We start from the raw sequence: 12,167 nt of genomic DNA on the forward strand, positions 1-12,167 counted from the left end.
GCGATCTTTCGGTCAGGAGCGGATGGGCCCCGGCCGGCCGGTCCGGTCCAGGTAGCCCTCGGGCAGCGGATCGTCCGGCACGGGTGGTGGGAGCGGCGCGACCTCCCGCGCGAAGTAGTCTGCGACGGGTTCGCCGCGCTCGTAGAGGGCGCCGATGAAGTCCCGGCATCGATGGACGAGCAACTGGTCGGTATACCGCACCACGTGTTCCAGGACGCCGCTGCCGTCATAGACCGCTTGGTACATCACCTCGGTGCCGAGCGTGTAGATCTCCGGCATCGGGCCGCCGGACTCGATGTCTGCCACGGCGGACGCGTCGAGGACCCGGATCGGGCCGCCGGTCTCGTCCCGGATCTTCAGATGATGCAGTTCCCACTGCATGTAGGCGGAGAGCGGCCGCTCGACGATCCGAATCCGGCGTGCTGTCACACCGGCCTCCGCTGCCTCCCGGTGGTAGGCGGTCAGATCATCGCGGCGCGCCTCCATGACGCGCAGCGACCCCGCCCAGTCGCCACGGTTGAACAGTGTCCAGCTCTCGTCGCCCGGTTCGGCGAACACCTGGCCGCGTTCCAACTTCCAGAACTCGCCGGTACGCCAGAAGACGCGCTCGAAGTCCGCGTAGTAGTCGTCGAGCTCCATCCGTTCGCCGGTCGCACCGCGGAGGGGCTCAGGCATCGGGGATGTCCGCCTTCGCCGCGATCAGCATGCTGCGCGGGATCACGACGACGCTCTCGTGCTCGTCGATCGTCACGCCGGCGGTCAGGCGGTCACGGTAGGCATCGCGCAGCTGGGTGCCGATCACCGCGAAGTCGCCGTTGTCCAACTCCCAGATGTCCGGGCAGCTGGCATTTCCGCTGGTGGTTCCCAACTCATGAGCCGACTTACCGATTCGGCGGCGGAATCCGGCGGCCGGATCGGCGCCCCACGGAGCTGACATGGCTCACCTTCCCGGCCTACGACCCGGAGTGACGCTGCGATCACCCGGTAATTCGACGGTACCGACAAGCTCTTATGCGGTCAACGAAGCGGAACGGCACGTCGGGATCAGGCGACCGCGATGCTGCGGAGGTGGGCGCGGGTGGCGAAGAAGTCGCGGCCGGCCTCGAAGGCGGTGCGGCGGATGTCGGGGTCGATGCCGCGGCGGGTGACTATTTCGAGGGCGACCGGGTCGAGGGCCGGCAGGTGACGCAGCGCGACCAGTCCCGAAGGGGTGCGGCCGGTGCTGGGGAGCAGGGCGATGCCGAGGCCGGCCCGGACCGCGGCGAGGACGCCGTCGAGGCTTGTCGACTCCGCGGTGATTGTGGTGACGTGGCCTGCGGAATCGAGCGCCTGGAGTGCCTTCTGGCGCAGGCCGCAGGGCTCCTCGAAAGCGACGACCGGGAACGGCTCGCCGGCCGCGGGGAGGGGCGCGTGGCGGGCGGCGAACCAGGAGAGCGGCAGCATCGTGATCTGGGCGCCGGACGGTTCGGCGCCGCCCAGGACGACGGCCAGATCGAGGGCGCCGCGGGCCACGTCGTCGGCGAGGCGGGTGGAGCGGTCCAGGCGGAAGCGGACGGTACGGCCGGGGAACGCGTGTCGCAGCACGGCGAGGAACGGGGGCAGCATCCGGTCGGCCGCGTGCTCCGTGCAGCCGACCACCATGTCGCGTTCGGCGCGGACCTCGAGGCGGGCCAGGGACTCGTCGTGGACGGCGAGGATGCGGCGGGCCTCGACGAGCAGCGCCTCGCCTGCGGCGGTGAGACGGGTGCCGCGGCCGGACTTCTCGACAAGCGGTTCCTTGAGGCGGCGTTCCAGCAGGCGGACGTGCTGGCTGACCGTCGACTGGCTGAGCCGCAGCGCGGCGGCGGCACGGTGGAAGCCGCCGCAGTCGGCGATGGCGACGAGCGAGCGCAGGTGGATCAGATCGAGCGGATCGGACACCCGGCAATCCTATCGATCAGGTGGGCGTATCGGGGGATCCGGAAACAATGATGACGATTGTTACGGCGAACACCCCTACACCCCCCTTATAAAGAGCGATAAAGGCGCTGGCTGCGCATTTGCGAATAGATTCCCGCCCACACTACGAAATGGCTATTCGACACTGGACAATGACCGCCGAGCTGCTCCATGCTCTAAAAAGCGCCCCGATAGCGCTCCCTTTCTAACACTTCCGGTCATCCGCGAGGAGACATTCATGGCCGTTGAAAAGATATCGCTCGACGAGCTGACCGAAGCGCTGGCGGCCACGGCGGCCGACCTCGACGCGTCCGGCGCGTTTCCGCACGCCCAGCTGAAGCTGGTGCACGAGGCGGGGCTGCTGACCGCGGCCGTCGACCCGCGCTACGGCGGCGACGGCGCGAGCTTCACCGACGTGTCGCGGATCCTGATCGCGCTCGGCGCCGGGGATCCGTCGGTCGCGTTGATCACGACAATGACGCTGGTGCCGCATCTGCTGCACCGCCACCAGCCGTGGCCGGAGGCGCTCTATACCCGGCTGGTGGCGGAGTCGCGGCAGCGGCCGGTCCTGATCAATCATGCGCGCGCCGAACCCTCGACCGGCTCGTCCACCTCCGGGGCACCGCCGGCCACCACGGCGCGGCGTACCGATGACGGGTGGCTGATCTCCGGGCGCAAGGCGTACGTGACGGGCGCGGAAGGGCTGGACTACTTCCTGGTGTGGGCGGCCACGGATGAGACGCCGGTCCGGGCCGGTGTGTTCCTGGTTCCCGGCGACGCGCCCGGCATCGAGATCCTGTCCACCTGGCGCCAGCTCGGCATGCGGGCCACCGGCAGCCACGAGGTCGTCCTCACGGACGTCCCGGTCCCCCGCGACCACGTGATCGACCTGGCCGAGTTCGGCGCACCGCCCCCGGACGTCTCGCCGCCGCCGAGCGCGGTGCTGGTCATCTCCGCCGCGCTCTACCTCGGCGTGGCGCGGGCGGCCCAGCGGTTCCTGCACGACTTCGCCCATGACCGGGTGCCCGGCAACCCGGCCCGCAACGCCGCCGGTACGGAGCGGGTACGCCGCGCCGCCGGCCGGATCGAGGTGCTGCTCTCCACGGCCGAGCAACTCATCCTGGGCATCGCCGGCCGGCTGGACCGCGGGGAGCCGGTGTCCGCCACTGACGCGCTGTCCGCGAAGGTGGTGGTGATCCGGCACGTGACGGACGCGGTGCAGATCGCGGTCCGGGCGCTCGGCAACCGGGCGCTGGCGCAGGACAACCCGCTCGAACGGCATTTCCGCGACATCCAGTCCGCCGGCGTGCACGCGCCGGTCGAGGACGTGGCCGTGTCCGGCATCGGCGCGGCGGTGCTGCGATGAGGCGGCTGATCGCCGGGCTGGCGCTGCTGACGCTGACCGCGTGCTCCGGTACCGCGGCCGGTGACGTGGAGGATGCAGGACCGCCGCGCCAGGGTGGCACTCTTACCGTGGCGGTCGACACCGAGCCGGTCTCCTGGGACATCCACGTCACCACGCAGGACATCACGGCAGAGATCTCCCGCAACGTCTTCGACTCGCTCGTCTCGCAGGACGCGGAGGGCCGGTTCCACCCGTGGCTGGCGACGTCCTGGGAGGTCGCGCCGGACTTCACCAGCTACACGTTCCACCTGCGGGAGGACGTGACGTTCCACGACGGGACAGTGTTCGACGCGGCGGCGGTGAAGGCGAACTTCGACCACATCGTTGATCCGGCCACGAAGTCGCAGTACGCGGCCGGGCTGCTCGGGCCGTACACCGGCGCGGAGGTCGTCGACCCGCACACCGTGCGGATCGCGTTCGCGGAGCCGTTCGCGCCGTTCCTTCAGGCGGCCGCCACCACCTACCTCGGGTTCTACTCGCCGAAGGCACTGACCGGACCGCTGAGCGGCGGTGGCGCGGCGAACGTGGGCAGTGGGCCGTTCGTGTTCAGCGCGTACACCAAGGGCCAGTCTGTCACGCTTACCCGCAACCCGGCCTACACGTGGGGGCCGGGCACGGCCGCGCACCCCGGCGCGGCGTACCTCGACTCCGTGGTGGTCCGGTTCCTGCCGGCCGGGTTCACCAGGTCCGGCGCGCTGACCAGCGGGCAGGTGCAGGTGGCGCGCGCGATCCCGCCGCAGAGCGTGGCCGCGGCGCAGGCCGACCCACGGCTGAAGGTGATCAGCCGTGGGGTGCCGGGCGGCAACTACAACCTCTGGTTCAACGGCTCATTGGCACCGCTCGACGACCAGCGGGTACGCCAGGCGGTGCAGCGCGGCATCGACATCGACACGAACGTGCGGACCGTCCAGTTCGGGCAGTTCCCGCGCGCGTGGAGCCCGATCACGCCGACCACGCCGTATTACGCGAAGTCGCTCGAGAACAGCTGGCCGTACGATCCGGCGCTGTCCGCGCGGCTGCTGGACGAGGCCGGCTGGACCGGCCGGGACTCGGACGGTTACCGCACCAAGGGCGGCGTGCGGCTCACGCTCGGCTGGCCGCAGATCGCCGAGGCGGCCACCCGGGAGAGCCGCGACGTGCTCGGCCAGGCGATCCAGGCAGACCTGAAGAAGATCGGCATCCAGGTCGACCGCCCGTCCGTGGACGTCGGGACCTACAGCGCGCAGGTGTACGGCGGAAAGGCGCACCTGGTGGACCTGAGCTGGCCCCGGTTCGAGGCGGACGTGCTGTGGCTGTTCCTGAACAGCCGCAGCGCACCGGCCACCGGCGGTATCAACGCGACGTTCGTCACCGACCCGGAGCTGGACGCGTGGACCGCGGCCGGCCGGGCCACGCTTGACGACGCGGCGCGGCGGGACGCCTACGAGAGGACACAGCGGCGCGCGATCGACCTGGCCCTGGTGACGCCGCTCTACACGCAGGTGACGATCGTCGGGCACAGCACCGGCGTGCACGGGCTGGCCTTCGACGCGAACAACTGGGTCCGGTACGCCGACGCCTGGCTGGTCACGCCATGATCGGGGCACTTCGGGACATCGCGCTTCGAGCCGTGGGCGCGGTGGGCGTGCTGTTCGGCGCCGCGACACTCGCGTTCGCCGCGCTGCAACTCGTCCCCGGTGATCCGGTCGCGGTGCTGCTCGGGCCGGCCACCTCGGCGTCGCCTGAGGTCCGGGCACAGATCGTCAGCGAGTACGGCTTCGACCGGCCGGTGGCTGAGCAGTACCTGCACTACCTGGGGCGGCTGGTCCAGGGCGATCTGGGCGAGTCGTACCAGTTGCAACGCCCGGTCGCGGCACTGATCGGCGCCGCGACCGGTCCGACCGCGCAGCTGGCCGCGGCCGCGCTGGCGATCGCGGCCGGGCTGGCGCTGCTGTCCGCGCTTGCCACTGCGGGCCGCCGGCCGGCGCTGCGCGCGCTGGCCACCGTCGCGGAGCTGGTGCCGGCGTCCACACCGTCGTACTGGGTGGGGATCGTGCTGCTGACCTTCCTGTCGTTCCGGTTCCGGCTGTTCCCGGTGGCCGGTGACGCCGGCCCGGCCGCGCTGGTGCTGCCGGCGGTGACGCTCGCGCTGCCGCTGGCCGGCGTGCTGGCCCAGGTGCTCAGGGAGAGCCTGGAGGCGGCGCTGGCGCAGCCGTTCGTGGTAACCGCCAGGGCGCGCGGGATCGGCGAGCACGCGGTCCGGCTCCGGCACGCGCTGCGGCACGCGGCCGTCCCGCTTCTGACGTTGACCGGCTGGATCACCGGCACGCTGTTCGGCGGCGCTGTGCTTGTCGAGACGATCTTCGGGCGGCCCGGACTCGGCGCGCTCACGCTGGCCGCGGTGAGCAGCAAGGACATGCCGGTGGTGATCGGTGTGACGCTGCTGTCCGCGCTGGTGTTCGTGGCGCTGTCCACCGCTGTCGACCTGCTCGTCACCGCGGTCGACCCCAGGCTGCGGAACGGCTGAGGCGATGACCGCACGACGCACTGTGGTACTGCTCTGCGGCGCGGTACTGGCGCTGATCACGCTGGTCGCGGTCGCACCCGGCCTGTTCAGCACGCACTCCCCCGCGGACATCGACCCGGTCAACGCGCTGCGCGGCCCCGGCGCCGGACACTGGCTCGGCACCGACCAGCTCGGCCGCGACGTCTACAGCCGGATCGTCCACGGCACCCGCCCGTCGCTGCTGCTCGGCGCCGGGTCCACTGTGGTCGCGGTGGTCGCGGGCACGCTCCTCGGACTGGCCGCCGGCCTCGGCGGCCCGGTGGCCGACACCTCGCTGATGCGGCTCACCGACGTGCTGCTGGCGCTGCCGCCGCTGCTGCTGGCGCTGCTGGTGGTGGCAGTGCTGGGTAACGGCACCGGCAACGTGATGCTCGCGGTCGGAATCGCCTTCGTCCCCGGGTACGCCCGGCTGGCCCGCGCGGAGACATTGCTGGTCCGCCGCTCCGGGTACGTCGAGTCCGCCACACTGCTGGGCCTGCCCCGATGGCTGACCGTGCTGCGGCACGTGCTGCCGAACGCACTGACGCCGCTGCTGGTGCTGGCCACGGTCGGGTTCGGCACCGCGCTGATCTCCGCGTCCGGCCTGAGCTTCCTCGGCCTCGGCCCGCAGCCGCCGTCTCCTGAGTGGGGCGCGATGCTTGCCGGCGGCCGGGAGTTCCTGCAGCTGGCCTGGTGGATCGCGGTCTTTCCGGGCGCGGCGGTCACGCTCACCGTCCTCGCGGTGAACGTGGTCGGCCGGGAAGCCCAGCGGCGGTTCAGCCGGTGAGCCCGCTGCTGGAGGCCGAGGGCCTCACCGTGTCGTTCGGCGACGACGAGGTGGTCCGGGATGTGTCGCTGCACCTGGACGCCGGCGAGTGCCTGGCAGTTGTCGGCGAGTCCGGATCAGGCAAGAGCGTCACCGCCCGTACGATGCTCGGCCTGGCCGGGAGCGGCGCCCGGGTGACGGCGCGCCGGCTGGACTTCGACGGCACCGACCTGCGCGGACTTTCCGAGCGCGGCTGGCGTGCGGTGCGCGGCCGGCGGATCGGCCTGGTGTTGCAGGACGCGCTGGGTTCGCTGGATCCGCTGCGCACGGTCGGCGCGGAGGTGCGGGAGGCGGCCCGGGAACGGCGTGTTCCGCCGGCGCGGGTGCACGCGCTTCTCTCCGACGCCGGCATTCCGGACCCGGAGCGGCGCGCGGGGCAGTATCCGCACCAGCTCTCCGGCGGCCTGCGGCAGCGGTCGCTGATCGCGTCCGCACTGGCGGCCGGGCCGGAGCTGCTGATCGCGGACGAGCCGACCACCGCGCTGGACGCCACAGTGCAGGCCCGAGTGCTGGACCTGCTCGGCGCCCTGGTCCGGGACGGCACCGCGCTGCTGCTGATCAGCCACGACCTGTCCGTGGTGGCGCGGCTGGCCGACCGGGTGGCGGTGATGTACGGCGGGCGGATCGTGGAGCAGGGGCCGACCGCGCGGGTGCTGGCGTCGCCGCGGCATCCGTACACCCGGGCGTTGCTTGCCGCGGCGCCGGGGCTGCACGCGCAGGGTGTCCGGCTGTCCGTGCCGAACGCGGGACGGCCGGCGGCCGGGCCGGGCGGGTGCCCGTACGCGGCCCGCTGCGCGCTCTCCGACGACAGGTGCCGCGACCGGCTCCCGGCCGACATCGAGGTGCGCTGCTGGTACCCGGACCGGCCGATGCCGGTGCTGGCACCGGTGCCGCTGCCCCGCCCGCCGTCCGGCGCGCCGCTGCTGACCGTGGACAGTGTCGGGAAGCGGTTCGGCGGGTTCGAGGCGGTGCGGGACGTGTCGCTGCGGTTGCATGCGGGCGAGACCCTCGGCGTGGTCGGCGAGTCCGGGTCCGGGAAGACCACCGTGGCACGCCTGGTGCTCGGCCTCCAGCGGCCGGACGCCGGCACTGTCCGGTTCGCGGACCTGCCGTGGAGCGAGCTGTCGGAGCGGCGGCGCCGGCCGTACCGGCGGATGATCCAGGCGGTGCCGCAGGACCCGCTCAGCTCGTTCGACCCGCGGCACGGCGTGGCCCGGATCCTCGGCGAGGCGGTCGCGGCGGCCGGGGTGCCACGGGGGCGGGCGCGCGCGGACCGGGTCGCGGAGCTGCTCGACCAGGTGCAGCTGGCCGGCACGGTGCGGGCGCGGCGGCCGGCGGAGCTGTCCGGCGGGCAGCGGCAGCGGGTCGCGATCGCCCGCGCGCTGGCGTCCCGGCCCCGGCTGATCGTCTGCGACGAGCCGGTGTCCGCGCTTGACGTCTCGGTGCAGGCGCAGATTCTTGATCTCCTGGCTGACCTGCGGCGCGATCTGGGTATGGCGTTGTTGTTCATCTCGCACGACCTCGGCGTGGTGCGGCACGTCAGCGACCGGGTGGTGGTGATGAACGCCGGCCGGGTGATCGAGCACGGCCCGGTCGAACGGATCTTCGACGCGCCGGAGCACCCGGTGACCCGTGATCTGGTGGCCGCGGCGGCACCGGTCATGAATTAACATCCACGCATTCGTTGGTTCACGCCGGGCGGGAATTCTGAAGATCACACAGTGATGAATCGGCTCCGGGGAGCGACGAATTGGGTGCCTACGCGACGTTCGTCGATGCCACGCTCGTCGAACGCGACGCACAGACTGCGCAGCTGGAGGCCGCGCTGGCCGACTGCCTCGCCGGGCGCGGCGGCACGGTGACCATCACCGGCGGCGTGGCCACCGGCAAGACCGAGCTGCTGCAGTTCCTGCAGGAGCGGGCCGGCGAGCGTGGCACGACGGTGCTCACCGCGACCGGCTACTGCGCGGAGAGCGACCTGGCGCTCGGCGTGATCGGCCAGCTCTTCGCGCACCCGGCGCTCCCGCCGCTGTGCACCGGCCCGGCCGCCGGTCTGCTGGCCGGGCCGTGCGAGTCCGACGTGATGCCCTTCGGACAGCAGTCCACGCTCGTCAGCCAGGAGCTGTGGGCGCAGTTGCAGGCACTGTCCACGCGGGAGCCGGTGGTGATCGCCGTGGACGACCTGCACTTCGCGGACGGTGCGTCGTTGCAGGCGCTGGCGTATTTCGGCGCTCGGCTGCGGACGTCGCGGGTGCTGATCGCGGTGACCGAGTCCGATCAGCACGCCGCCCGGCGGGACCGGTCCTGGCAGTCGATGCTTCTGCGCCAGCCACGCGTCACCCGCGTCCGCGTCCATCCGCTCACCGAGTCCGGCACCGCCACGCTGCTCGGTCGCCTGGTCGGGCCGGCCGGCCGGGACACCGCGGCAGCCTGGGCCGGGTTCACCAGCGGCAACCCGCTGCTGCTGCGCGCGTTGGCCGAGGACTACCACGCGGCCGGCGGCACCCCGGACGGCGAGCCGGTCGCCGGCGAGGAGTACGCCGCCGCGGTCGCCACCTGCGTGCGCCGCGCCGGCCCGGCCGCCCGCGAGGTGGCCCGCGCACTCGCGGTGCTCGGCGATGCGGCGACGCCCGCGCTCCTGCGGCAGCTACTGGACCGGCGCACCGACATCCCCGCCTCGACAGCCGCGCTTGACGCGGCCGGCGTGCTGCACGGCGGCCGTTACCACGCCTCGGTGGCCCGGTGCGCGGTGCTGGCCACCACGCCCGGCCCGGAGCGCACCGGCCTGCACCGGCGGGCCGCCGCGCTGCTGCACGGCGCGGGCGCGGAGGTGCGCGTGGTCGCGGGCCACCTGGTCGACGCCGGGCACGCCGACGAGCCGTGGGCGTTCGGCACGCTGCTGGACGCGGCCCGGGACGCCCTGCGCCACGACGACCTGACCGGCGCGGAGGCCTGCCTGGACCTGGCGTCCCGCGCCGGGCTGGACGACGAACAGCGGGTCGCCGTCACCATGCTGCACGGCCTGGTCGAGCACCGCACCGACCCGGCCACCTCGTTCCGGCGGCTGCGCCCGCTGGTCGCGGACCTGCGCGAAGGGCGGCTCACCGCGGCGCAGGGCGTGGCGTTGCTGCGCAGCCTGCACCTGTACGGCACCGCGCCGGAGATCGCCTCCGCGCTGCGCCGCATCGAGGACGACCTGCACACGCTGGACCCGGCCACGATGGCCGGTTACCAGGCGGCACGGCAGTGGCTGCACGCCTCGCACCCGCACCTGGCCGGCCAGGACCCGGACGCGGCCGGCACCGACGACGAACCGCTGCTGCGGGTCGCATCGCAGGCCAACCATGTGCTGCGGGCCGGCGCGGACCCGGAGGCGATCCGCACCGCCGAGCTGGTGTTGCAGACCACGCCGCTTGACGACGGCAGCTGGGGCGCGATTCAGTCCGCGCTCTACATTCTGATCTACGCGGACCGCTGCGACCTGGCCGCCACCTGGTGCGACGAGCTCCTGCGGGAGGCCACCGACCGGGAGGTCACGGCCTGGCGAGGCATCTTCGCGGCCACCCGTGCGGAGATAGCGCTGCGCCGCGGGCGCCCACGCGTCGCGGCCCGGCTGGCCCGGGAGGCGTTGCAGCTCATCCCGCCGCGCGGCTGGGGCGTCACGGTCGGCGCGCCGCTGGCCTGCCTGATCACGGCCGGCGCGGCCACCGGTGGCGCGGACCCGGCCGGCCTCGCGGTCCCGGACCTGATGTGGCGGACCCGCTTCGGCGCGCAGATGCTGTACGCACGCGGCCGGCAGCGGCTGGCGCTCGGCCGTCCGCAGGGCGCGCTCGACGACCTGATGCGCTGCGGGCGGCTGCTGACCGAGTGGGGCATCGACCTGCCCGCGTTCCTGCCGTGGCGGTCGGACGCGGTCGAGGCGCTGTTGCAGGCCGGTCGGGCCGGCGAGGCGTCGACGCTCGCGGCCGAGCAGCTGTCCCGGCCGTCGAGCGGGCAGCCGCGTACCCGTGGGATCGCACTTCGGGCTCTGGCCTCGACCGCGCAGGCGCGCCGCAGGCTGACGCTGCTGCGCGAGTCCGCGGACCTGCTCACCCAGGCCGATGACCGGTACGAGCTGGCCCGCACGCTCACCGACCTGGGCGAGGCACAGCACCGGGCCGGCCAGCCGGGACGGGCCGGGATGGTGCTACGCCAGGCCGCGCTGATCGCCGACGAGGAGGAGTTGACGCTGCTGCGCCGGCGGATCTCCGCCCAGCTCGCACCGGAGCCCGAACACGCGGACGTGCTGAGCACGGCGGAACGGCAGGTGGCGACGCTGGCCGCCACCGGCCGTTCGAATCGGGAGATCGCGGAACGCCTCTACATCACGGTGAGCACTGTCGAGCAGCACCTGACGCACGCGTACCGGAAGCTGCGGATCAAGGGCCGCACCGACCTCCCCGCCTCGCTGGGCCGGATCTCATAGCGGCAGATCGAGCCCCAGCAGGGTACGAAGCGACGCGGCCTCCGGATAGGCCGTGCGGAACAGGCCGCGTCGCTGGAGCTCCGGCACCAGCTCACGGGTGATCGCGGTGACGTCCGCGGGCGGGCGGCCCGGCCGCAACCGAAACCCGGACAGCCCGGTGGCGTGCCACTCCTCGATCAGGTCCGCGACCCCTGCGGCATCGCCGGTGACGATGTGCGCGTCGGAGGCGAAGCCGCGGTCCGGGCCCTCACCGAGGAACACCACCAGGTCCGCGAAGACGTGCAGCCGCTCGGCCGCCCGTCCCGCCTCGGCCTGCAGCTCGCGCACCTCCGCGAGGGTCGCAGCCGCTGACGCGGCGTCGTGCGGTGTCACCGAGACCACGTCGACCGCGCGGGCGGCGAACCGGAAGGGGACGGTGATGTGCGCGAGCGTGAACAGCACCGGGTGGCCCTGTGGCGCGCGCGGCGCCGTGCTCGGATCCGTGATCGTGTACCACTCATCAGCGAACCGCTCCGGCGCCAGCTCGCGAAGCTTCTCCTCCTCGGTCACCCCGTCCCACAGCGCCCGTACCACGCGAACCAGCTCCGCCGCCCGGTCGAAGCGCTCGGCGATCATCTCCTGGACCGCGGGGGTGAACAGCTCCTCGCGTGGGATCGGCCGGGCCGGCGTCTGCTGGGTGCGCCACCCGGCACGGCCGCCGGTCAGATGGTCGAGCGTGGCGATCTCCCGCGCGACCTTCAGCGGCTGGGCATGGTTCAGCGCGGCGGTCGGCACCAGCCCGATGTGCCGGGTCGCGGTGGCGGACGCGGCCGCGACAAGCACCGCGTCGAGCCGGTGCGCGGGCGCTCCGGCCGGATGGCTCGGCGGGTCCTCGATCGTGACGAAGTCGAGCAGCCCGCGCTCCGCCTCCGCGATCAGACCGGTCCAGTAGTCGAGCGTGAACCGTGCGTCGGGGTCGGCGGCGCTGTCCAGGGCCACGGCCAGATGGATCATGTGCTCTCCACTTCAG

Annotated in this window: 10 protein-coding genes; 6 read left to right on the forward strand and 4 right to left on the reverse strand. The window is 72.9% G+C overall.

Going from position 1 to position 12,167, the window contains the following annotated elements; all coding sequences use genetic code 11:
- Positions 1–12: 12 nt before the first annotated feature.
- From ACIA8K_RS23650 to ACIA8K_RS23660, 3 genes are all read right to left on the reverse strand, one after another.
- Positions 13–675: a DUF6879 family protein gene (locus ACIA8K_RS23650; RefSeq protein ID WP_396062685.1), complete on the reverse strand. Its 663-nt coding sequence runs from the start codon at positions 673–675 to the stop codon at positions 13–15.
- Positions 668–937, reverse strand: a complete 270-nt coding sequence (locus tag ACIA8K_RS23655) for a hypothetical protein (RefSeq protein WP_396062687.1) — start codon at positions 935–937, stop codon at positions 668–670. Before ACIA8K_RS23655 ends, ACIA8K_RS23650 begins: the two co-directional genes overlap by 8 nt.
- A 107-nt stretch (positions 938–1,044) precedes the next feature.
- Positions 1,045–1,920, reverse strand: a complete 876-nt coding sequence (locus ACIA8K_RS23660) for a LysR family transcriptional regulator (RefSeq protein WP_396062689.1) — start codon at positions 1,918–1,920, stop codon at positions 1,045–1,047.
- 256 nt (positions 1,921–2,176) lie between these two features.
- Between ACIA8K_RS23660 and ACIA8K_RS23665 the strand changes: the two genes are divergently transcribed.
- From ACIA8K_RS23665 to ACIA8K_RS23690, 6 genes are all read left to right on the forward strand, one after another.
- Positions 2,177–3,304 (forward strand): acyl-CoA dehydrogenase family protein, encoded by a 1,128-nt coding sequence (locus tag ACIA8K_RS23665; RefSeq protein WP_396062691.1) that lies wholly within the window; start codon positions 2,177–2,179, stop codon positions 3,302–3,304.
- Complete coding sequence (locus tag ACIA8K_RS23670; protein WP_396062693.1) at positions 3,301–4,920, forward strand: ABC transporter substrate-binding protein; 1,620 nt, start codon at positions 3,301–3,303, stop codon at positions 4,918–4,920. Before ACIA8K_RS23665 ends, ACIA8K_RS23670 begins: the two co-directional genes overlap by 4 nt.
- Positions 4,917–5,849, forward strand: a complete 933-nt coding sequence (locus ACIA8K_RS23675; RefSeq protein WP_396062695.1) for an ABC transporter permease — start codon at positions 4,917–4,919, stop codon at positions 5,847–5,849. The genes ACIA8K_RS23670 and ACIA8K_RS23675 overlap by 4 nt, the downstream gene beginning before the upstream one ends.
- Before the next feature lie 4 nt (positions 5,850–5,853).
- A complete protein-coding gene (locus ACIA8K_RS23680) occupies positions 5,854–6,654 on the forward strand; it encodes an ABC transporter permease (RefSeq protein WP_396062697.1) in 801 nt (266 codons plus the stop codon).
- On the forward strand, positions 6,651–8,363 hold the full coding sequence (locus tag ACIA8K_RS23685; RefSeq protein WP_396062699.1) for a dipeptide ABC transporter ATP-binding protein: 1,713 nt from the start codon (positions 6,651–6,653) through the stop codon (positions 8,361–8,363). Before ACIA8K_RS23680 ends, ACIA8K_RS23685 begins: the two co-directional genes overlap by 4 nt.
- 80 nt (positions 8,364–8,443) lie before the next feature.
- Entirely contained in the window at positions 8,444–11,158 is a 2,715-nt protein-coding gene (locus tag ACIA8K_RS23690) for an AAA family ATPase (RefSeq protein WP_396062701.1), read from the forward strand.
- Here ACIA8K_RS23690 and ACIA8K_RS23695 read toward each other — a convergent pair.
- Entirely contained in the window at positions 11,153–12,151 is a 999-nt protein-coding gene (locus ACIA8K_RS23695) for an LLM class flavin-dependent oxidoreductase (protein ID WP_396062703.1), read from the reverse strand. The two genes, ACIA8K_RS23690 and ACIA8K_RS23695, sit on opposite strands and share 6 nt — an antisense overlap.
- Between the last annotated feature and the right edge of the window lie 16 nt (positions 12,152–12,167).

The organism is Catenuloplanes sp. NPDC051500 (assembly GCF_044454585.1).
GTDB lineage: Bacteria > Actinomycetota > Actinomycetes > Mycobacteriales > Micromonosporaceae > Catenuloplanes.